Origin of the sequence: Pseudomonas sp. FSL L8-0168 (assembly GCF_037976155.1) — a bacterium.
Classification (GTDB): Bacteria; Pseudomonadota; Gammaproteobacteria; order Pseudomonadales; family Pseudomonadaceae; genus Aquipseudomonas; species Aquipseudomonas paracarnis.
The window spans coordinates 125,378-146,054 of record NZ_CP150262.1; the positions used below are offsets into that span (position 1 = coordinate 125,378).

Here is a 20,677-nt window from a genome sequence, read left to right on the forward strand (position 1 = left end):
ATCACCAAACGCCAAGATGTGGCAGGATCCTACAAGGTAGGCTGAAACCTCCCATTTGGCACTGTTTCAACCTCCCTCTGAACTGAAATGCCGACCCTCTGGGAGCCGGGCTTGCCCGCGATGACCATAGACCTGGCACTCCAGCGTTCCCAGGTTAGCCCTGACGCTCCTGTTCCAAGGCATCTGAGCTCAACGGCCTTTTGCCCCTTGGTCTTCAACTCACTCACAATCACCGCCAGCACAATCAACACCGCACCCAGCATCGCGATTGGCGGGAACCGTTCCCCGGCGATCCGCCCCACAACGCCTGCCCACACCGGCTCACCGGCATAAATCAACGTCGCCCGCGTTGGCGAAACACTTTGCTGGGCCCAGTTCATTGCCACCTGGATCACCGCACTGGTCAAACCCAGGCCTACGGCGCTGAACAGCAGCAACCACGAAAAGCCGGGTAACGCCTCGCCCATCGGCACCACCATCATGAACGACAGCACTGAAGCCGTGGCCAATTGCACAACGGTCACCCGACGAATATCCACTTGGCCGGCAAATGCGCTGATCAAAATGATCTCGGCCGCTATGGCCACTGCACCGATCAAGGTGGCGATTTCACCCGCGCTGAAATTCAGCGAGGCCCCCGCCGGGCCGGTCAACAGCATCAACCCGGCAAACGCCAACATGATGCCGATGCTGGGCATCAAGCCGGGGCGACGGCCCAGCACCAGCCACTGCAACAGCGGTACGAACGGCACATACAAGGCGGTGATAAACGCCGATTGGCTGCTCAAGATGGTTTGCAGGCCAATGGTCTGCAAACCGTAGCCGAACATGATCGCCACCCCGATAAACACTCCGGCCTTCAATTCGAACAGGGTCAGGTCGCGCAGGGTGCGCAAGGAAAAGAACCCCACCACAATCGTCGCGGCTGCGAAGCGCAGGCCGACAAAGAACATCGGCCCGCTGACGGTCATGGCGTGCTGCACCAGTAAAAAGGTGCCGCCCCAGATCATGGTGATCACCACCAGGATGCATTCGGCTTTACTGAAACGGTTGAAACGCGAAGGGGAGTTCGGGGCGGTCATGGCGGCTCGGTCTTGCAAGGGGAAAGCACGGACCGCACAATGCGCCGCACGCTGGGCAGTATACTGCGCACACCCACCTATTGAGCAATATAGTGCACAAAGAAAATCCGCAACGGGCTTCGGTCCTGCAGCACGTCAGCCAGAACGTTCGTCGCCTGCGCCATGCCGCCGACTTGAGCCAGACCGCGCTCTCGGAAAAGTCCGGAGTCAGCCGGCGTATGCTGGTGGCGATTGAGGCGGGGAGAAGAACGTCAGCCTGTCGACCCTGGACCGTGTCGCCGAAGCGTTGGGCGTGGCGTTCAGTGACCTGATCCAGGCGCCGGATGTGCGGGACCACAGCCGTATCAACGAGCTGGCCTGGGCGGGCGAGATTGTCGGCAGTAAGGCAGTGTTGCTGGCCAAGGCCACGGCACGGCGTGAAGTCGAATTGTGGGAGTGGCGGCTTGAGCCTGGTGATCGTTATTGCCCGGACCCTGATTTGGAAGGGTGGAGCGAGCAACTGTTTGTGTTCGAGGGCAGCCTGACGCTGGTGATAGGTGATCAGGAAACTGTCATCGAGGCTGGAGAGTTCTTTATGTTCGCCAGCCACCAGCCCCATGCTTATCGCAATGATGGGAGCGCGGCGGTACGGTTTGTTCGAAATGTGGTGATTTGAGCAACAATAAGGGCGAACTGGCATGAGTGAATCCACCCGCGTTGCAGACGTACTGATCATCGGTGGTGGCCTGAGCGGCACGATGCTGGCCGTGCAACTGCTGCGCCTGCCGGGCACGCGGCGCATCCTGATAGTCGAACCCCGTGCGGAACTGGGGCGCGGCGAAGCCTACAGCGCGGTCGAATTGGGCCATACGCTAAACGGCAATGCGGCGCGCATGAGCGTTGACCCGGACAACGCCGACGACCTGACCCAATGGCTCACCGACTACATCAGCGCCGGCGGATGGCCCGAGTCGTACCAACAGCATGTGCCCATCAGCGAACTGTTCCCGCCGCGGGGGCTTTTCGGCCTGTACGCCCAGCAGCGTCTGGCGCAAGCCAAGGCAGTGTCCACCTCGATCGTCGAGCACATCCGCGCCGAAGGGGTAGACCTGCAAGTCGACCCCACCTCGGCGTTGTTGACCCTCGATACTGGCGAGCAACTGCGCGGCGCCTGTGCGGTAGTGGCCACCGGCATGTTTGCGGCGGCGCGCACTCCGCAGACCGAGTCCACAGGATTGAATGCCGCCGCGTTGGACCCTTGGGATGTCCCCGCGGTGGCTCGTCTCGACCCACAATCGACCGTACTGATCATCGGCTCCGGCCTGACCATGGTCGATGCAGTAGTCTCCCTGGAACAAGCCGGGCATCGCGGACCTATCGAGGTTTTTTCGCGCCACGGCTTGTTGCCCCATGTACGCCGGCAACCGCCGAGCTGGGACGACTTCCTCGCCGCTGACCACAGCCTGAGCAGCCCCCGACAATTGCTGCGTGAGGTGCGACGCCAATGCCAGCTCGCGCTGAGGCAAGGCATTGACTGGCAGGCACCGCTGGACACGGTGCGCGCGCACATAGCACGCCTGTGGAGCCAGGCCAGTGAGGCTCACAAGCGCCAGTTCGTGCGGCATGTACGGCCTTGGTGGGAAAGCCATCACCACCGTTCGCCGCCCTTGAGCGCGCAGTTGGTGGCGCGGTTGCAGGAGCAAGGGCGATTGCGGATTCAGGCGGCGTCGTTCAAGGGCTTGGTGCCGTCGCAAGAGGGAGTTGCCATTGCGGTGCGTTACCGTGGCGAGGATGTGATCACCCCGGTGTTGGGCGCTGCGCTGATCAATTCCAGCGGCATCGAATACGACTGGCGCCGGGTGGCCCGGCCTTTACCGCAGCAACTGCTCAAGCGTGGGTTGGTCCAGCCTGGGCCGCTGGCGCTGGGGATTGCGGCGGATGCAACGGGGGCGGTGCTGGATGCTCGCGGCCAGGTCAGCCAGCGACTGTTCGCCATGGGGCCGCCGTTGCGGGGCATGTGGTGGGAGAGCACGGCGGTGACCGATGTGGCCCTGCAGGCCAAGGCGCTGGCCGCCAGGCTGGTACAGCGCTGAATGTGGGAGCTGGCTTGCCTGCGAAAGCGCTAGTGCAGTAACAGATGCAGTGACTGACACACCGCTTTCGCGGGCAAGCCCGCTTGTATGCTAGGACTTGAAGGGAGGAGAAGGGACAAAGCCCGATTCTGACTGTTGACGCAGTACAGACCGTGGGAGATTTCGCCCCTCCTCCTTTCACCCAAGCGCCGATAAAGAATGCATCTGGCTATGACCGACGATAGGAACAAGCCTGCGCCTCTGGGTGAGCCCTTCAAGTGCTCAAAACCTTAGCCCGGAGGAAGCCCCATGGCAATGCCAGTTTCTGTCTCAAAGCCAATCGTAGGCGTCGATGTCGCTAAGAATGAACTGGTGATTTATCACGCTGAAGTCGATCTGTTAGAAACAATCCCAAACACCAAAGCCGCTATCAAAAAATGGCTGAAGGCCTTGTCCTGCAAAGTGGCCATCGCAATTGAAGCCACCAATATCTACCACTTGGAGTTTGCTGATCTAGCTCATGAAGCTGGTTGCGTGGTTTACATGGTTGGAGGTTATGAGCTCAAGCATTACCGCGAAAGCGTGAAGATCCGGGCCAAGACCGATGCTTTGGATGCCAAGCTGCTCGTCCGCTATTTGAGAAAGGAGGCAGACGAACTGCGTCCCTGGACACCTCCATCACCGCTGTATCGCCATCTTCTAAGCCTGTTTCGTCGGCGCGCAGCCTTGGTTCAGGCGCGCGTCAGCCTGACGCAAAGCTGGGCGAACGAGCCGCTTCTTAAGGCCTCGTTTGCCGAGCAGGTGAAGTCGATGCAGAGACTGGAAGGGTTAATCGAAAAAATGATCAGTGACTGCCTGAAAGAAGCAGGTTTACTGGGTCAGTTGAAGCGTTGCTTGAAAGTCGAAGGCATCGGTTTTTTGACTGGCGCGCGTTTGATTGCCACCTTCCAACGGGGAGAGTTCAGGAATTCGGACGCGTTTATCGCCTTTCTTGGTATGGATTTGCGCGTCAACAAGTCAGGACAGAAGGATGGTCGTCGTAGTTTAAGTAAGCGCGGCGACTCAGAAGCTCGGCGCCTGCTGCATAACGCAGCGATGGCGGCTAGCCGAACAGAGACATGGAAAGCGTTTTATCAAGCACAGAGGGCGCGAGGCTATAGCACCACACAGGCGTTGGTAATACTGGCCCGCAAGCTTGCTCGGGTGGTGTTCGCTCTGCTGAAAGGGCAAAGCGAATATCAGCCAAAAGTTGGTTGAGGGTTGCCCCTCAACCATAGAATCTCCCACATTGTGTTCTCCTTTTATCTTGAGATTTTCACAAACCCGGATGTCAGCCCAAACACCTCAACCCCCTGGGGCGTCGATTGCCCAGGGGTCACTTTCACCCGCTGCACCGGTTTATCCATCGCCGCCCGATACTCCACCGTCATGTCCGCCTGGATCGCCTGGCTGGGAATCACGATCGCCTGGTCATTGTTATAAGTGACAATCGTCAACCGCGCACTCATGCCCAGACGCACCCGCTGCAACTGCTGGGGCGTCAGGGTGGGGATCGACAAGGTCACCGGAAACTGCGCGCTGCCCTGGCTGTCGCTGGCGATGGCCAGGCCGCTGACCACACTGACTGAACCCGACAGCCGCTCGCCATCAAAGCCATCGCCCATGACTTCAACGGCCTGACCCTGACGCAACTGGTTGATATCCAGCTCTGAGACTTTGGCGACGATTTTCAAGCGTTCGATATTGGCCAGGCCGAACAGCACCTGGCCCTGGCTGACCTTGCTGCCGGCCTGCACCGGCGCGTTGTTATTGCCGCCACCTTGAGCGGTATTGGTGTTGCCGGGCGCCGGTACTACGATGCCGGAGAAGGGCGCCTTGACCTCCTTGCCTTCGAGCAGTGTTTGCAAGGCTTGGTACTTCACCGTGGCATTGGTCAGCTCCATCTCGGCGATCTGCCGGTATTCGCCCTGGCCTTGGTCCAGGGCTTGTTGCAGCTCACTGCGCGCCGCCACCAAGTCCAATTGCTGTTGCTGGGTTTGCTGTTTGAGGTCATCCAGTTCGTTGCGCGGGATGATGCCGCGCTTGAACAGGTTTTCGCTCTCGGTGAGTTTGCGTTGGGTGTTGCCTGCGGTCATTTCAGCGGTGCGTAAACTGCGACGGGCGCGGCTGACGGTGGGGCTGCTGCCCCAGTCCTGCATTTCCTGCACGGTACGCCGGGCCTTGAGTTGCGCGGAGAGGGCGTCGCGCAGCTGTATTTCAAGCGTCGCCGGGTCCATGCGCAACAGGACCTGGCCGGCCTCGACGCGCTGGCCTTGTTCGACCAGGTTGGCCAGCACATTGCCGTCGAACGGTGCTGTCAGGACGACGGTGGTGTCAGGCTCGATCTTGCCCACCAGGCCGATCTGGTGCACCAATGGGTCGGGCTTTACGGCCAGCCACTGTTCGCCTGTAGCCGCTTGCTCAGCCCCGCTGCGTTGAATGAGCAGGCCGGCGGCCGCGCCGGCCAACAGCAGGATCAAGGCAACGGCCAGCAGGGATTTTCTGTTAGTAGTCATTGAGGGCAATTTCCCAACTTTCCAGCGTCATGCCCAGGGTCAGATCGAGCTGGGTCTGGGCGTTCAAATAAGCGATCAGCGCATTGAGCTGGGCATTTTCGGCGTTGCGCAGGTCGGTCTCGAAGCTCAGCACCTGAAAGTTGGTGGAGCGCCCGGCGCTGAGCTTTTCCCGCTCGATCTCGATCTTGCGTCTGGACAACTCCACGGCGCGCTTGGAGATTTCATATTGGCGCCAGCGGGTGCCGAGGTCACGCACCACATTGTTGACGTTGCGCTCCAGTTCCTGACGAGCGTCGGTAATGCGGATTTCCTGATCCTCCACATTCACCCGCGCACGCACTTCGGCCTGGCGCGTGCTGATATCGCCGATGGGGATCTGCACCTGCACCCCGGCGTAACTGTCCCAGGTGCGGTTATTGTTATGGCCGTCGTCGTTGTCGGTGGCGGCGCGTATCTGGTTGGCGCCGGCGACCAGGTCCACCTGCCAGCGCCCGGAATCCTTGGCGATCACCAGGTTGAGGTCGGCCTGCTGACTGCCGAGCAGGGCGGCGAGGTATTCCGGTTGCTGGTTTTGCGCGAGGTTGAAGGCCTGGCGTTTGTCGATCTCCAGGGGGGTGGCTTCCAGCGCCTCGGTGGCACGCACCGGTGTCGACAGGTCCAGGGCCAGCAGGCGCAGCAACGCCAGGCGGCTGGTGTCGAGTTGGTTGCGCGCTTCTTCCACGCCTAATTGCTGGGTGGCGATATCGGCTTCGGTCTGGACGATCTCGAACTCGGCCATGCGCCCGGCGCTGATCAGCGCTTTGTTCACCTCCAGTAAAGTAGTGGAGCGTTTGAGCGCTTCCTGGACGATCACCAACTGTTCCTGAGCGCGCAACAATTCGCGGTAGGTGGCGATGATCTGGCTGATGGTCTGCGCCACGGTGGCTTTGAGGTTCAGGCGGTTGGCCTGCTCGGCCAGGCGCGACAGGCGCAGCGGTGCGGTGGTGGCATCCCAACCGGCCCCGCGCATCAGCGGTTGGATGATCGCCAGGTCCAGGCCGTCGCTGCGGTAGCGGCCGGCGCGGTTGGCGTTGTTCAACTGCTGGGTCCAGGCCATGCTCAAGCGCGTGCCGTATTCGCCGAGCAGGCTGCTGGTGGGCGCGACGTTGGCGTTGCGCGCATTGTCTTGGGAGCCGCGGGTGCTGCGGTAGTAGCTGTTGAGGGTGAGTTTGGGGTTGAACACGTCTTCGGCCACGCGCAGGTCGAACTTCTGCGCCACCCGTTGCAAGTAGGCGCTGCGGATCGCCGGGTTATTACGCAGGCCCAGGTACACCGCGTCCCCCAGGGTCATGGTAGTAGCTTGGGCGTTCAGCGAGACGCTACGCTCGTAGCCGCTGCGGGTAGTGCTGGGGGCCTGAGGGGTGATCACCACATCGGCGGCCATGCCCGGCAGGCTGATCAGCATGAGCAGTGCCAGGTACTTATTCATCGCGCAGGGCCTCAACCGGCTGCAAGCGTGAGGCCGACACCGCCGGATAAATGCCAAAGAACAACCCCACCAGCAACGTGCTGCCCACGCCCAGGGGCAGCGCGGCCACCGCCAGGGAAAACGCCCAGCCCGACAGCCACGCATACACCCAGGCGGCAGTCATGCCCAGAACTGCGCCGCACAGGGCCCCCACGGCGGTGAGGGTGACCGCTTCGAGCAAAAACAGATTACGGATGTCCCGCTGGCGTGCGCCCAAGGCCATGCGGATGCCGATCTCACGGCGGCGTTCCGAGACGTTCATCAGCATCACGTTCATCACTCCGACACCGCCGCCTACCAGGGAGATTGCGCCGAGAGCCAGCAGCAGATAGGCGAAGGTGCGGCTTTGGCGGGTCATGCCATCGATCATTTGCTGGGGCACTGTGATGTCGACGCTATGGTCGGTGAGCTGGGGTTGCAGCGCGGCGGCGGCATCCTTGGCGATACGTTCCATGTCCTGTCCCGGCGCTGCGCGAATGATCAGGTTGTTGATCTGCGGGTTGGCGTAGATGCGGCGCATGCCCTCGGCGGGAATAAACAACGATTCGTTGGCTTGCACCGGCATCAGCATGGCCCTGGGCTGGTTGCGCAGGATGCCCACCACCAGAAACAGGTAATCGTTGATACGCACACGGTCGCCCAGTTGCAGCGGGTCACCTGGCGCGCCAAGGGCCTGGGCGAGTTGGTCGCCGATCACTCCGTAGGTTTCGTTGGCATCGAAGGGTGACAGGAAGCGCCCCTCACGCAGCGCCAGGCGCATGGCGTCCTGGATGCCCGCAGTACTGCCGACAAAGTTGGCATTGGCGGTCCGCCCATGAAACACAATGGGCCCGCTGAACAGGCTGAGCGCGCCGATATGGGCAATGCCCGGCACTGCCTGGCGCACCGCGTCGAGGTCGAGCTGGGTGCGCATCGGCACGTTGCTGCTGCCCTTGGGCGGGAACTGGGCGATGAGGGTGTCGGTACCCATGTCCTTGAAAATCATCGCCGCATCCACCGCCGCGTTGTGGCCGATATTGATCAGCGCCACCACCGAGGAACTGCCGATGACGATCCCCAGGAGCGCTAGGATCGAGCGCTTGCCCAAGGTACGCAGGCTGATAAACGCTTCATGCAGCAGTTGGCTGAGGCTCTGCTCGACCCGCAGGCTCATGGGCGCCCGGCCTCACGCACCACGCCATTGCGCACCAGGATCTTGCGCTCCAGGCGGTCGGCAATGTGGGGGTCGTGGGTGACGATGATCAGCGTCACCTGTTGTTCACGATTGAGGTTCAACAGCAGGTCCATGATCTCTTGGGCGGTGGTGCTGTCGAGGTTGCCGGTGGGTTCGTCGGCCAAAATCACCGAGGGGTTGCCTACCAGGGCGCGAGCAATGGCCACGCGCTGGCGCTGGCCGCCGGAGAGGTCGGCGGGGCGGTGGTGGGCGCGTTCGGCGAGGCCGACTTGTGCGAGCATGCGCTGGGCGTGTTCCACCGATTCATGCCGCGACACGCCGCGATAACTCAAGGGCAGTGCGACGTTGTCCAGGGCACTTAGGCGGGGCAGCAGGTTGAAGCTCTGGAACACGAAGCCGATCTGCTGGTTGCGGATCGCCGCCAGCTCATCGGGGGTGGCGTTGAAAATATCGTGGCCGGCAAAGTGGTATTGGCCGCAGTTGGGCAGGTCCAGCAGGCCGAGGATGTTGAGCAGGGTGCTTTTGCCGGAGCCGGAGGCACCGAGGATACCGCAGCTGTCACCGCTGGCGATGGACAGGCACACGTCATTGAGAATGTTCAACTCTTGCCCGGCGAGCTGATAGCGCTTGCCGATGCCTTGCAGGGAAATCAAGCCGGGTTGCGCGGGGGTCTGTGTCATCATGACTACGCCTGCAGTCTCGACGGTGCCGACTTGCTCCCCGAAAACCCTTGTAACAAGTTCGGAAGCTGCCTGTACGCGTCACGGACTGGTTTTATTTCTTGTTTTTAAAATATTGTTTGAATAGTAACTGCCTTCCTGACGCTTCGCCAGCCACGGAGGTAGAGCGGTTTTCTCTCTCGAAGCGATTTCGCCGTCACCTGTGTGTGGCTCACAAAAATCCCATACCTGGTCTCAAAAGCCCGGTTATACAGGCTTTGGAAGATATGGCGGAGTGTCACTACTTGCTTTCGACGGGCCGCCCCGGTATAAAAAATCAAATTATTTTTTAAAACAATATTTCCGCCGTGGAATCCATATGGTCGCGAAGAAACTCAGCGCTCCAAACGTTACCAAGACTCGACTGCTGGATGCGACAGAGGCTCTTTTTATCAAGTACGGCTATGACGCCGTGTTGCTACGGCAGATAACCGAACGCGCCCAGGTCAACCTGGCGGCGGTGAACTACCACTTCGGGGACAAGGACTCCCTGATGAAAACCCTGCTGATGCAGCGCCTGGAGCCGCTCAACGAGCAGCGCCTGGAATTGCTTGCGCGCTGTGAAGCCGAATCCGATGGCCCACTGGACTGCGACACGCTACTGGGCGTGCTGTTTGCCCCGGCCATGGGCCTGGAGCGCAGCGACCCAGCCAGCGGGGAAGGGCGTTCGTTCATCCGCTTCCTGGGCCGGGTCTACAGCGACACGTCGCCGTTCATTCAGGAATACCTCAAGGTCCATTACCAGCCGGTGTTCCAGCGGTTCTTCGAAGCCTTCGCCCTGGCCTTGCCGGATTTGCCACGTAATGAACTGGGGGTGCGCCTGCAATTTGCACTCAAGGCCATCTCCGGGGTCATGGCCGGCACCGAACTGCGCTTGCTGATGAACTCCATGAGCCTGGGCCGCCCCGCCACGGATGCCGAGGTGATGGCCAAGCTGATTACCTTGGTGTCGGCAGCGATCCGAGTGCCGCAGCAGAGTGCAGAGGCTGAAACGGCGTTGGCGAAGGTGCTGGATACCCAGCGCGCCATTCGCGAACAAGCCACACGCTGAAGCCAATCCTCAAACCCCTGTAGGAACGAGCTTGCTCGCGGATAACGTCAACGATAACGCGGGCATTCTGGTTAACCGCGCCGTCATTACGTTCTTCGCGAGCAAGCTCGCTCCTACAAAAGCGGGGCGTTTTCCAGCACCAAAAGGCAGGCAAAAAAAAGCCCGCTGGGGCGGCGGGCTTGATATGCAACGTTTGTAACGGATGAGGCTTCACACTACGTCTCGGCTTGTGAATAAAACGTGAAAAATATGTAAGAAGAAATGTGAATGTGCGGACATTGTATTAACGGCGCTTTTGCTCGCTGTATTACCTCTCGTCGCCACTGTCATCTTTGACAGCTAGACGCCTATCCCTTTCAAGCGTCTGATTTCCTTGTCCCATAGCCGTCAAGGCCCCAGCCAAGGAGTTCAGCCATGTCCAAATTACATGCCCCCGAAGAGCGCTTTCCGGTAGCGCGAAGCTCATCCACTCCCCGCAATGATCTCGACCCGCCGGCCTACTCGAACCCGGTGCTCAACGTGGTTGGGGCTGACAGGGGCCTAGGCGCGCGGCATCTCGATACTTACCTATATGTAACCATTTTGCGCTGGATTAATTTGCAAGCGGGTGATACCTGCGAGTACTTCCACGGCAGCCGTACGTTGCGCCTGGGCTTTCACACCGTCAAACCAGAGGAAACAGGCAAAAACTTTTTTCAACTGGCCATCAACGAGGAAAGTATACCGCGGGGGCTATCCTTTCCTGTGTTTGTACGCGTTGTCCGTAATGGCTCTGGCACGCCAAGTACCTCAGGTGAGCTGACTGTCTTCGTCAAGGACACGCGACCTGGCCTGGATGAACAGCCCGGGCTGGGGTACCACGACAAATTGCTGCTCAGCTTGCCGGACGACCTCGCAGCGCCCGGCGCAATCTTGACTCCGGAGCGCGCCGCCCAAGGCGTAGTGTTCACGCTCGATTACCCCGGTAAACGTGTGCGAGACAAGATTCTTTTGTATTGGGACACGATCGCGCAGGTGGTGGTTTTCCAACTCGATGACGACCACGCCAGCGGGGCAAAGCCGATTGAAGTGGAAGTTCCGGCAAGCGTCATCGGCACCGGCAGCGGCCTCCTACCGATACGTTATCAGGTGCTCGATGAAGTGGAAAACCGCTCCGGGCATGTCGAGCACTTTTCTCAGGCCGTGCATGTACAGGCCGAGCTTGACCCCAGCCTGCTCAGGCGGGCGCGCTTCCTCGTCGGCTCCACCTCGGTCACCTCGGTCAATTATGATCAGGATGCAGGGAAATTCTTTGCTGTTCAGGTAGTCACGCCTTTTCAGCTTCCGGATGGCCGTTTTGTCCCGGCGAATACTCGCGTCATTGCAACCTTGAGTGGTACTCACGCCGATGAGTCAACGTTTGAACTCGATCTGACCGATCAGCGCGCGGACCCGGGTTGGCCGACTTCGTTTCCTGTCGATGACGACACCATCAAACAATTGATCCAAGGCTCGATGAAGATCACCTGGCGGCTTGAGTTCCCGCTGGGCACCTTACTGGCCACATCCCAATCCCTGACGATCCTGATCTCTGGCACGATTGCGGACATGCCGGCAGTCACGGTGGTGCAGGCCGATGCCGGCTTGATTGACCCCGAAGAGCCTTACATCACCATTAATTATCCGAACCCGGCCTATACGCCCTACGATCCGGATAATCTGGTCAGGCTGCGGCTGGAGGCTGTTCTACCGGGTGGCGGGCTCGTTGAATACGAACAACGCCATAACGCAGGCGCTCCACCACCGCCCACCCGTTTTCGTACCGTAACCCAAGCCAACTTCGCTCGATTTATCGGGCTGGGCGATGTGCGGGTTTTCTACACGGTAGACGACGGCCTCATGCGGGCATTGGGTACAGGGACGCAGGCCATCCGCGAGTCGGAGTCGACGTATGTGCGGTTCGGCGAGCGTATTGCCGAAATGCCAAGGCCGGAAATCGACCGGGTCGATGAGGACGACAACCTAGACCCAGATGACTTGTTTGGCCAGCTCGACATCACGCTGCCCTACGCTGAAACTTACGATGGCGATGTCTTTACATGGCGCCTGACAGGGACGGCTGTGGACGGCAGCACCCAGGGTGACATCCGCCTGAATCGCGCCACCGCGGGAGCCCCCGTCTCCTTTTCGCTGGACCGGCACTACGCCGACACCAACCTGGGCGGCGTGATTCGCTTGAGCTATTCAATGATCCCCGCGAATGGTGGGCGCACCCTGCGCTCTGAAATACTCGAAGTGACTGTCGGTAAGGCGCTGGGTGACCTGCCTTGCCCGGAAGTCCTCGAAGCATCCAAAGCCCCCGACCAATTGGCACCGGAAGCGGTTACCGCCGGTGCGACCATTCGGGTCACCTTCGCGCAGATGCTACCGACCGACCGTATCCGAGCGTGCTGGACCGGCATTCCCGACATCGGCAGCCACTGTGAAACCCAAGACGGCAACACCCGTAAAACCGTGGACTTCACCGTCCCGCCTGAAGTCGTGGGCGCCAATATTGCGCCATTTGGCCAACGGATCAACGTGCAATACTTCCTCATACGTAACGGACGAGAAACACCTTCTCCAATCCTCGACCTGCTGCTGCTCAACCTGACCACCTTGCCGATCCCGACCATCGAAGGGATTGGAGACGCCCCGGTGCTCGAGACCTCCAAGTTGAATGGAACCGAGCGCACGATGATCAATATCTGGCACTTCATTCATCGGGCTCAGCGCATCTGGATGGAGTACAGCGGCATCTATGACACCGTTCCAGAGACGCCGTACTTCGAGGCCACCTACACCAACAACCTCGTGACCGAAGAAGGCGAACGCACTGGAATCCTGCCACCGACCCCCGTGGACGAACTGCGCAAGCTCAAGGATGGAACGCTATTAACCATCCGTTTCTGGGTCTGCTTTGACCGCAGTTTCAACAAGGCCAATGCGGTGTTGTTCCGCGAGCGCCACTACACCATCCAGTCCCTGCCGGGCGTATTGCCCCACCCGTTTATCAATGGCACCACCGACACCGGGCCGAACGTGACGGTGGACCCGCTGCCGATTGAGCACAATACGACGGTCACTGTTCGCTACACCGGTATGAGCAATCGGGATCGCATAACGTTTGAATGGATTTTTGCCGATGGTACCCACCATACGGCGGTCGAGAATGGGTTGGATGGGGGCACGGTGGTGTTCAACCTGACCTCGGTCAAGGTCTTGCACCGCAGTGTGAACAGTACCGTGTGCTTGAAGTATTCGGTGGTGCGCACGGGCGTAGCCGACCCAATCCCGTCGCAGGTGCAGACGGTGAAAGTCGATACGATTGCGGCCACGGACTTACCGCAGCCACTCATCAACGGTGTTATTAATAGGGGCACGCTGGACCTGACTACCTTTACCGGCGATGGGTTGCTGTCAGTCATTAAGTGGGCCCTGAGTGCGGGCCTGCAACGTGCATGGATCACCTGCAGCAGTTCGGGTGTGGAACCTCTGCATGTACTCACCGTCGATGGAGCTTTGATTACCCAAACAGAAGCCGCCAATGGGCTCGTGGACAAAGCTGTGCTGCGTAGCTGGCTGACAAGGCTGGCTCATAACTCGGAATTAACGTCAATTATCGAGGTGGAGTTTAACGGGAAAGAGAGCAAGGCAAATGCCGTCCAGTTCCTTCCAACGATTTACACCGTCAAGACCCTGCGTGGGATAACCATGAATGAAAGTACTCTGTACGTTAATTTGCGTGGATGGGTGTTACAGAACTTCGGGTTCACTGATGTGGCATATACAGGCGCAGTTGGCCGTACCGCCACTGGCGGGTCGGGAACCCTGACATACCGTTCAAGTAATGCATCGGTAGTTACCGTCGACTTGTACAGCGGACGACTTACATTCACAGGGGTAGGTAGTGCAACAATTACCGTCTCAGACACCGCGAGCCAGACGAAAAGCTACATCGTCCAGACGTCAGGAGGCGGTAGGATATGTCGCTACTACGGCGGGTTAGCGCCGTGGCAAACGGTCTACAACCAAATCAGAAGCTCGGGTGCGATCATGCTTAAATATGATACTGCTCGAAGTCTCTACAGCGCATTTGGACGCGCGTTCCCTAACCATGATGTTGCTTGGGTTGATGAAGGTATTCCACCTGAGTCCCCCAACGCTCATTACAGTGTCCAGGTATCGAATGGTCTCGGATTCAACCGTGATCAGTGGTCTGGAAACGCCTATGGGTATGGTATTTTTTAGTTGAAACGGAGTTTATTGAAAAGGTGAATAAAAAGGGACGGATCGATGTCATCTATTGATCCGTCCCAATTGCTCATGAATTCAAATCTTCCAGTGCGACGAATGCTTGGACAGCCGCCCGCGCATCGCATCCACATTCGCCGCCAACTGCAACGTCAACAACCGATACCCATCCAGCGCACTGTAAACCGGCGCATCCAGCGCAGACTCACTGCCGGTTGCGTAGCCGCTGCGCTCCAACCGCTCCGTCACCCCCGACTTCAATGCCCGCGCCATCCCCACCAACTGCACCCGAATCTGCCGATGCTCGGCCTTCAGCATCACCCGCATCCGAGCCGTGGCCTGCTCGTCGCGCGGGTCCGGCCGGGTATTGCCCAGAATCTCCAGGGTGCTGATGCACAGGCGCAGGTGCCGCTGGATCGCATCCAGTTCAGTCATGGAAATCCGCACTTCCTTGGACACCGACGGCATCAACGAGCGCAGTTGCACCATCGCCCCGTTCAAGCGGTTGAGCAGCTTGAGGTGTTCATCGTCAGTTACCGATTGGCCATTGATGATCCGGCTATAAATCTGCGCGCAGTCACGCAGGGCGCTGGCCAGGTTGTAGCGCCACGAATACACGGCGTACAACGGCAAGGCAAAGGAAAACGCCAGGGCCAGCACAATGCCGATCAGGATATCGACGGTGCGCCACAATCCATCGGAGATAGGGTTATCGCCGTGGCCGGCGACGATAAACACCGTGATCGCCGACAGCAGTGCGATATAGCCGCCTTTGCCGATGGCGTGATAGGAAAAGAACCCGCACACCACCGACATCAACAGGTAGGTGAGCAACGGCAGGCCGAAGTAAGCCTGCTGCACCACCAGCAGCAAGCCGACGCTGGCGCCGATCAAGGTGCCGTAGGCGCGCTCGACGGCTTTTTTGCCGATATTGCCGTGGTGCTGCAACCCGCCGATCACGATCAGCATGGTCACCGACGCCCATTCACCGTGGGGCAGGTTGAGGCCGGTGGTCAGCAGGATGGTTGCCAGCAACCCCACCGACACGCGCGCGGCGTGGATCAGCTTGGCATGGCGAAAGCGGCGGTAGGGGTCGAGCAAGGGGCGCAGCAGGCGCCGGGCAAAGAAGGGCAGGTTCATCAGCAGTAAAGTGGCCTCGATTATCTGAGTGCGCGCGATCAAATGTGGGAGCTGGCTTGCCTGCGATAGCATCACCGCGACCTGACTGAAAGACCGCGGTACCCGCATCGCAGGCAAGCCAGTTCCCACACTGACCTGCCTGCATATTGGAGCGGGGTTGATTTTAGAAGATGTAATCGGTAGTCAGGAAACTCGAATCGCGGTTGCGCAAAATATCGCTGACCAACGCCTTGTTACTCTCCTGGAACTTGGTCGCCACCAAAGTTCGGATCGAGAACACGCGCAAGGCGTCATGCACCGACAACGTGCCCTCGGCCGAGTTCTTGCGCCCGTTGAAGGGGAATGTGTCCGGACCGCGCTGGCATTGGGCGTTGATATTGATACGGCCCACCTGGTTGGCGAAGGTGTCCACCAGGCGTCCGACTGCCACGGGGTCGGTGCCGAAGAGGCTCAACTGCTGGCCGAAGTCCGAGTCCAGCACGTAGTCGATCACGGTCTCCAGGTCGCGATAGGGCACGATCGGCACCACGGGGCCGAATTGCTCTTCGTGGTAGACGCGCATCTGCGGGTTCACCGGGTACAGCACTGCCGGGTAGAAGAACGAACCACGGCTGCTGCCGCCCTCGGGGTTCATGACCTTGGCGCCATGGCGCGCCGCATCGGCCACCAGTTCGCTGAGGTAATCGACCTTGCCCACTTCCGGCAGTGGCGTCAGCGCCACGCCATCCTCCCACGGCATGCCGGGCTTGAGCGTCGCCAGCTTGGCGTTGAATTTCTCGATAAAGCGCTCGACCACGTCTTCATGCACGAACAGGATCTTCAACGCGGTGCAACGCTGGCCGTTGAACGACAGCGAGCCGGTGACGGCTTCGTTCACCGCGTTGTCCAAGTCCACTTCGGGCAGCACGATCCCCGGGTTTTTGGCATCCAGGCCCAGCGCAGCACGCAAACGGTGTGGCTTGGGGTGCAGTTTTTTCAAATCACTGGCGGCCTTGTTGGTGCCGATAAATGCAAAGATATCGATCTTGCCGCTGGCCATCAGCGCGCTCACGGTCTCGCGGCCGCTGCCGTAGATCACGTTGATCACCCCGGCCGGGAAGCTGTCGCGGAACGCCTCCAGCAACGGGCGGATCAACAGCACACCGAGCTTGGCCGGCTTGAACACCACGGTATTGCCCATGATCAAGGCTGGGATCAGCGTGGTGAAGGTCTCGTTCAAGGGGTAGTTGTAAGGCCCCATGCACAGCGCCACGCCCAGGGGCACGCGACGGATTTGCCCGAGGGTGTCCTGCTCCAGTTCGAAGCGGCTACTGCGGCGGTCAAGCTCCTTGAGGGCATTGATGGTGTCGGTGATGTAGTCGCAGGTGCGGTCGAATTCTTTCTGCGAGTCTTTGAGGTTCTTGCCGATCTCCCACATCAGCAGTTTGACCACCGCATCGCGCTGTTCGCGCATGCGCCGCAAAAACGCTTCGACGTGCTGGATGCGCTCAACAACGCGCATCGTCGGCCACTCACCCTGGCCACGGTCATAAGCACGCACCGCCGCATCCAGCGCGGTTAGGGCGGTCTCCGCGTCCAGCAGCGGCGTGCTGCCGATATGCACGCGTTCATCGCCCAACTGCACCGGGCTTTGCACGCGCGCAAGCGGGCCGTTCCACACCCGCAGCTGGCCATCGACCAGGTAGTCGCGCTGTTCAATGGGCGCCGCCAGGCGAAATTGCTCGGGAATCTGGGAGCCGGAAGTGGGAAACAGCTGGGCGAGCAGGTTGCTGGTGGTCATGTCGCTACCCCTGGAATAGTTGCAAAACATGACTAGAGAGTCACCCAACTGACGGCTCTAAGGCAAGGCTTACGCGCATTGTTGTTCGCAGCGCGGTGCGCGCCGGGTAAACTGCGCGGCTTTTCAGAAGGAGTTCACATGAGTCAGTACCAGCCGGGCATTCTTGCCGCACCGGTGCCTTTGCAGGCCCGCCATCTGTTTTTCGCCCTCGATTCCCTGCAAGCCGTGCCCGCAGCATTGGACGCGCTGGTGCAACTGACGGATGCGCAGGCGGTGGTCGGTTTCGGTGAGCCGCTGGTAAAGGCACTGGGCGCCGAGATTGAAGGGCTGCGCGCATTTCCCTCAGTAAGCGCCCCTGGCGCGCACAACCCGTCCACCCAGCAGGCGTTGTGGGTATGGCTGCATGGGGTGGATCGCGGTGAGTTGCTGCTGCGCAGCCGGGCCGTCGAAAAAGCCCTGGCCCCGGCGTTTGCCCTGGTGCAATCGATTGAAGGCTTCCGCTACAAGACCGGTTTTGACCTGACCGACTACGAAGACGGCACAGAGAACCCTCACGACGATGCCGCCGTGGAAGCGGCGTTGACCGACAGCGGCGCCAGCTTTGCCGCGATCCAGCAATGGCAGCACGATCTCGACGGTTTCGCCGCATTGCCTGCCCAGGAGCGTGATCACATTATCGGCCGTCGCCATGGCGACAACGAAGAACTCGACGACGCCCCGGAATCGGCCCATACCAAACGCACGGCCCAGGAGAGCTTTACCCCGGAAGCCTTCGTGGTACGTCGTTCGATGCCCTGGGCCGAGAATGGCCAAGCGGGGTTGATGTTTCTCGCCTTCGGGCATTCCTTCGATGCGTTTGAGGCCCAGCTTCGGCGTATGAGCGGGTTGGAGGACGGGATCGTCGATGGCCTGTATCGCATCAGCAAACCGCTGACCGGTGGCTATTACTGGTGCCCGCCGGTGAGGGAAGGGCGCCTGGACCTGAGTCTGGTTTTTTAACTGCTTTTTGCCTGCGTCCTGAGGTACGCCTCAAGCGCTTTTGAGCGTTTCCAGCCACGCGGGATCGAGCCGGGTTTGTTCGGTATCGATCCCCATCGCGTGCATCTTCGCCTTGTGTGCGTCAATCTCGCCGACCAGTTGCGCCTCGGCGCTGGAGTTGGCGTCCAGCTCATGCATCTGCGTCAGCCCCAAGTGATAGAAACGCAACAGCTTGATGGCGGTGGGGTCGTTAGCTTGTACCCGCTCGGTGACCTTGTGCATCACGTTGGTCACGCTCATCAGGCTGCGCTTGAGCTGCCAGCCATACACCGCTGGCGCCAACCAGGCCTGGCTCCAGAACGGACCACGCACCAGCGCCAAGACGATCAACACAGCGGCAAATACACCGCCGACATTGAAGCGAAAGTTGTCACCGCCAGGTTCGCCGAATAGCATCACCGCCAGGCTCGACAGCAGCATGGCCAGGGCCAGGAATAGCACGGCCACGATCAACGTGCTACGGCGGGTCTGTTGGCGATAGGCAGTGGGGTCGCAGGGTTTGAGTTCGAACATCCGGGGCAGTTCTCCAAAAAGGGCGGTCATCTTCTCACGCCTGGCGCAATGAAGTTGAACGATGGCGCGGGGCGGTTTCTCTAAAATGATGAACCCCTCATGAGGTCAGTCATCATGTCTGAACACAAGCAGCCACCGCCAGGTACACCGGATCCGAACCGTACGCCGGGCGAGGAGGAGCGTGATAACGATGCGTTGCGCCCCAACGATCCCAAAGAGCGCGGTCCGGACAACGATGTCGAGCGCGTAGAAGAAGACCTGGAAAACCTCCACGACAGAGCCCGCCCGCTTTAGCAGGAGAATATGATGAACAAACCTACCGATGGTCCCTCTTCCAACGAACACGCCAGTGGCAAGGATGAACTGGGCTTCGACCCGGACTCGCCGGATGTAGCCGACCCACAGGTCGATCCCATCGGCCCGGCTATTGCGCCGTTGGACAAAAAGGACGACGAGACAGCGAAAAAAAAGCCGCCCTACGATCCGTTGGGCGACTTGAAGCAATGAACCGAGCCCCGCCGTTGTGCGGGGCTTTGTTTACCTGGGCGGCGACCAGCTGACGTCGCTGATACCGTATTTTTCCGCCCAGGGCCGGGTGGTCTTTTTCACCTGTTCGTGACCTACGCGGCCGATGCGGCTGACATGGGCAATGTCGGCATCGACGGCCGCCCAATGCCAGGCCTCGGCGTTGTTCATCACTTCGGCGCGCACCACGAAAGACTTGGGTTTACCGTGTAGCTGATAGTGGACGGTGTAGATTTTTGCGGTACTCATGCTGCCTCCCAATCTTGTTATAGATGGATAGGCCGGCGCTCCAAAAGGTTCATTCAAAATGACAACGTACGCAGAGGCGCGGCATAGTGACGCTCTTGCCCTGCGCCCGAGGATCGCGCCATGCTCACACCCACGGATAGCCGCCTGTACCTGCAACGCCTGGGCTATGCCTCGCCACCGGCGCCGACCTTGCAGACCCTGCGGGACTTGCAACTGCGCCATGTGTGCACCTTCGCCTTTGAAAGCCTGTCGACCCTGATGCAGGTGCCGGTGCCGATTGACCTGCCAAGCGTCGCGCAGAAGGTGTTGCACCAGGGACGCGGCGGCTATTGCTATGAGTTGAACCAGCTGTTCCTGGCGCTGTTGCAGGCGCTCGGTTTTGACGCCCGTGGCATCACCGGTCGTGTGGTGATTGGCGGGCCACCGGACGCCCACACCGGGCGTACTCACCGTCTGAGCCTGGTGACCGTTGATGGCGTGCGCTATATCACCGATGTGGGCTTCGGTGGCATGGTCCCCAGCAGCCCGTTGCAACTGGACAACGAAGCGCCCCAGACCACGGCCCATGAGCCTTTTCGCCTGACACACCATCAGGGCAGCTACACGTTGTGGGCCCAGGTCGGTGAGGAGTGGCGTGGCTTGTATGTGTTCGACCTGCAAGTGCAGGCCGATATCGACTACGAAATCGGCAACTGGTATGTCTCAACGCACCCGGGGTCACCGTTCGTGGGGCAGTTGAAAGCGGCGCTACTGGCTCCCGGCCAACGTCATACTTTGGCCAACGCCCGCTATGCGCTTCATTACCTGGATCGACCCAGTGAAAAGCGCACGCTTGAGAGTGCCGATGAACTGCTGGGGCTCTTGCGCGACACCTTCGGCATTCGGCTGCCGGATCAGCCTCAACTGCGCGAAGCCGTCGAACGCCTTATTCGCATGAATCCTGAAGAATATTGAGATAGAGCCTTCGCTGAACCGTTTTTTCTCCATTTTGGTGCAAATCAGTTCGAACTTTTTGCAAACG

General features: G+C 59.9%; 17 protein-coding genes and 2 pseudogenes. 10 read left to right on the forward strand and 9 right to left on the reverse strand.

Annotated features, from left to right (window positions below):
- Positions 1 to 154 precede the first annotated feature (154 nt).
- Positions 155 to 1,082, reverse strand: a pseudogene (locus tag MHH62_RS00535) (DMT family transporter).
- A gap of 92 nt (positions 1,083 to 1,174) precedes the next feature.
- Here MHH62_RS00535 and MHH62_RS00540 point away from each other — a divergent pair.
- The 3 genes and pseudogenes from MHH62_RS00540 to MHH62_RS00550 all read left to right on the forward strand — a co-directional run bounded on the left by MHH62_RS00540 (position 1,175) and on the right by MHH62_RS00550 (position 4,390).
- Positions 1,175 to 1,737, forward strand: a pseudogene (locus MHH62_RS00540) (XRE family transcriptional regulator).
- A 22-nt stretch (positions 1,738 to 1,759) separates the two neighbouring features.
- Positions 1,760 to 3,154, forward strand: coding sequence for an FAD/NAD(P)-binding protein (locus MHH62_RS00545; RefSeq protein WP_020302323.1), 1,395 nt, complete (start codon positions 1,760 to 1,762; stop codon positions 3,152 to 3,154).
- Positions 3,155 to 3,448: 294 nt separating this feature from the next.
- Positions 3,449 to 4,390, forward strand: a complete 942-nt coding sequence (locus tag MHH62_RS00550; protein ID WP_172832683.1) for a transposase — start codon at positions 3,449 to 3,451, stop codon at positions 4,388 to 4,390.
- Between the two features lie 44 nt (positions 4,391 to 4,434).
- Here MHH62_RS00550 and MHH62_RS00555 read toward each other — a convergent pair whose 3' ends face one another.
- The 4 genes from MHH62_RS00555 to MHH62_RS00570 are packed head-to-tail and all read right to left on the reverse strand — an operon-like array spanning position 4,435 to position 9,052.
- On the reverse strand, positions 4,435 to 5,688 hold the full coding sequence (locus tag MHH62_RS00555; protein WP_102666589.1) for an HlyD family efflux transporter periplasmic adaptor subunit: 1,254 nt from the start codon (positions 5,686 to 5,688) through the stop codon (positions 4,435 to 4,437).
- Positions 5,678 to 7,156: a TolC family protein gene (locus MHH62_RS00560; protein WP_060767008.1), complete on the reverse strand. Its 1,479-nt coding sequence runs from the start codon at positions 7,154 to 7,156 to the stop codon at positions 5,678 to 5,680. Before MHH62_RS00560 ends, MHH62_RS00555 begins: the two co-directional genes overlap by 11 nt.
- Positions 7,149 to 8,348: an ABC transporter permease gene (locus tag MHH62_RS00565; protein ID WP_014718927.1), complete on the reverse strand. Its 1,200-nt coding sequence runs from the start codon at positions 8,346 to 8,348 to the stop codon at positions 7,149 to 7,151. The genes MHH62_RS00560 and MHH62_RS00565 overlap by 8 nt, the downstream gene beginning before the upstream one ends.
- Entirely contained in the window at positions 8,345 to 9,052 is a 708-nt protein-coding gene (locus MHH62_RS00570) for an ABC transporter ATP-binding protein (protein WP_019819404.1), read from the reverse strand. The genes MHH62_RS00565 and MHH62_RS00570 overlap by 4 nt, the downstream gene beginning before the upstream one ends.
- Positions 9,053 to 9,407: 355 nt before the next feature.
- Here MHH62_RS00570 and MHH62_RS00575 point away from each other — a divergent pair, with 355 nt between their 5' ends.
- The 3 genes from MHH62_RS00575 to MHH62_RS00585 all read left to right on the forward strand — a co-directional run bounded on the left by MHH62_RS00575 (position 9,408) and on the right by MHH62_RS00585 (position 14,408).
- Positions 9,408 to 10,139, forward strand: coding sequence for a TetR/AcrR family transcriptional regulator (locus MHH62_RS00575; protein WP_014718925.1), 732 nt, complete (start codon positions 9,408 to 9,410; stop codon positions 10,137 to 10,139).
- 31 nt (positions 10,140 to 10,170) lie between these two features.
- Positions 10,171 to 10,338, forward strand: a complete 168-nt coding sequence (locus MHH62_RS00580; RefSeq protein WP_339232220.1) for a hypothetical protein — start codon at positions 10,171 to 10,173, stop codon at positions 10,336 to 10,338.
- Positions 10,339 to 10,553: 215 nt separating this feature from the next.
- Positions 10,554 to 14,408: an Ig-like domain-containing protein gene (locus MHH62_RS00585; protein ID WP_339232221.1), complete on the forward strand. Its 3,855-nt coding sequence runs from the start codon at positions 10,554 to 10,556 to the stop codon at positions 14,406 to 14,408.
- An 81-nt stretch (positions 14,409 to 14,489) separates the two neighbouring features.
- Here the strand turns inward: MHH62_RS00585 and MHH62_RS00590 are convergent, their stop codons facing one another.
- Together MHH62_RS00590 and MHH62_RS00595 are read right to left on the reverse strand one after the other, a co-directional pair.
- Complete coding sequence (locus MHH62_RS00590; RefSeq protein ID WP_032902832.1) at positions 14,490 to 15,551, reverse strand: FUSC family protein; 1,062 nt, start codon at positions 15,549 to 15,551, stop codon at positions 14,490 to 14,492.
- Positions 15,552 to 15,714: 163 nt separating this feature from the next.
- Positions 15,715 to 17,331, reverse strand: a complete 1,617-nt coding sequence (locus MHH62_RS00595) for an NADP-dependent glyceraldehyde-3-phosphate dehydrogenase (protein ID WP_032902833.1) — start codon at positions 17,329 to 17,331, stop codon at positions 15,715 to 15,717.
- 138 nt (positions 17,332 to 17,469) lie between these two features.
- On the opposite strand from MHH62_RS00595, the gene MHH62_RS00600 reads away from it, so the two are divergent.
- Positions 17,470 to 18,330: a Dyp-type peroxidase gene (locus MHH62_RS00600; RefSeq protein ID WP_020302316.1), complete on the forward strand. Its 861-nt coding sequence runs from the start codon at positions 17,470 to 17,472 to the stop codon at positions 18,328 to 18,330.
- Positions 18,331 to 18,360: 30 nt separating this feature from the next.
- Here the strand turns inward: MHH62_RS00600 and MHH62_RS00605 are convergent, their stop codons facing one another.
- Positions 18,361 to 18,882, reverse strand: a complete 522-nt coding sequence (locus tag MHH62_RS00605; protein ID WP_339233043.1) for a DUF3087 family protein — start codon at positions 18,880 to 18,882, stop codon at positions 18,361 to 18,363.
- Between the two features lie 114 nt (positions 18,883 to 18,996).
- Here MHH62_RS00605 and MHH62_RS00610 point away from each other — a divergent pair, with 114 nt between their 5' ends.
- Both MHH62_RS00610 and MHH62_RS00615 read left to right on the forward strand, forming a co-directional pair.
- Entirely contained in the window at positions 18,997 to 19,176 is a 180-nt protein-coding gene (locus MHH62_RS00610) for a hypothetical protein (RefSeq protein WP_032902836.1), read from the forward strand.
- A 12-nt stretch (positions 19,177 to 19,188) separates the two neighbouring features.
- A complete protein-coding gene (locus MHH62_RS00615) occupies positions 19,189 to 19,389 on the forward strand; it encodes a DUF6021 family protein (protein WP_032902837.1) in 201 nt (66 codons plus the stop codon).
- 30 nt (positions 19,390 to 19,419) lie between these two features.
- Here the strand turns inward: MHH62_RS00615 and MHH62_RS00620 are convergent, their stop codons facing one another.
- Positions 19,420 to 19,656 (reverse strand): DUF6555 family protein, encoded by a 237-nt coding sequence (locus MHH62_RS00620; protein ID WP_003192128.1) that lies wholly within the window; start codon positions 19,654 to 19,656, stop codon positions 19,420 to 19,422.
- A 120-nt stretch (positions 19,657 to 19,776) separates the two neighbouring features.
- On the opposite strand from MHH62_RS00620, the gene MHH62_RS00625 reads away from it, so the two are divergent.
- Complete coding sequence (locus tag MHH62_RS00625; protein WP_038450528.1) at positions 19,777 to 20,610, forward strand: arylamine N-acetyltransferase; 834 nt, start codon at positions 19,777 to 19,779, stop codon at positions 20,608 to 20,610.
- Positions 20,611 to 20,677 lie beyond the last annotated feature (67 nt).

Coding starts and splice junctions, on each gene's coding strand:
- MHH62_RS00545 (WP_020302323.1), top strand. CDS start 1,760: ATGAGTGAATCCACCCGCGTTGCAGACGTACTGATCATCGGTGGTGGC.
- MHH62_RS00550 (WP_172832683.1), top strand. CDS start 3,449: ATGCCAGTTTCTGTCTCAAAGCCAATCGTAGGCGTCGATGTCGCTAAG.
- MHH62_RS00555 (WP_102666589.1), bottom strand. CDS start 5,688: ATGACTACTAACAGAAAATCCCTGCTGGCCGTTGCCTTGATCCTGCTG.
- MHH62_RS00560 (WP_060767008.1), bottom strand. CDS start 7,156: ATGAATAAGTACCTGGCACTGCTCATGCTGATCAGCCTGCCGGGCATG.
- MHH62_RS00565 (WP_014718927.1), bottom strand. CDS start 8,348: ATGAGCCTGCGGGTCGAGCAGAGCCTCAGCCAACTGCTGCATGAAGCG.
- MHH62_RS00570 (WP_019819404.1), bottom strand. CDS start 9,052: ATGATGACACAGACCCCCGCGCAACCCGGCTTGATTTCCCTGCAAGGC.
- MHH62_RS00575 (WP_014718925.1), top strand. CDS start 9,408: ATGGTCGCGAAGAAACTCAGCGCTCCAAACGTTACCAAGACTCGACTG.
- MHH62_RS00585 (WP_339232221.1), top strand. CDS start 10,554: ATGTCCAAATTACATGCCCCCGAAGAGCGCTTTCCGGTAGCGCGAAGC.
- MHH62_RS00590 (WP_032902832.1), bottom strand. CDS start 15,551: ATGAACCTGCCCTTCTTTGCCCGGCGCCTGCTGCGCCCCTTGCTCGAC.
- MHH62_RS00595 (WP_032902833.1), bottom strand. CDS start 17,331: ATGACCACCAGCAACCTGCTCGCCCAGCTGTTTCCCACTTCCGGCTCC.
- MHH62_RS00600 (WP_020302316.1), top strand. CDS start 17,470: ATGAGTCAGTACCAGCCGGGCATTCTTGCCGCACCGGTGCCTTTGCAG.
- MHH62_RS00605 (WP_339233043.1), bottom strand. CDS start 18,882: ATGTTCGAACTCAAACCCTGCGACCCCACTGCCTATCGCCAACAGACC.
- MHH62_RS00610 (WP_032902836.1), top strand. CDS start 18,997: ATGTCTGAACACAAGCAGCCACCGCCAGGTACACCGGATCCGAACCGT.
- MHH62_RS00615 (WP_032902837.1), top strand. CDS start 19,189: ATGAACAAACCTACCGATGGTCCCTCTTCCAACGAACACGCCAGTGGC.
- MHH62_RS00620 (WP_003192128.1), bottom strand. CDS start 19,656: ATGAGTACCGCAAAAATCTACACCGTCCACTATCAGCTACACGGTAAA.
- MHH62_RS00625 (WP_038450528.1), top strand. CDS start 19,777: ATGCTCACACCCACGGATAGCCGCCTGTACCTGCAACGCCTGGGCTAT.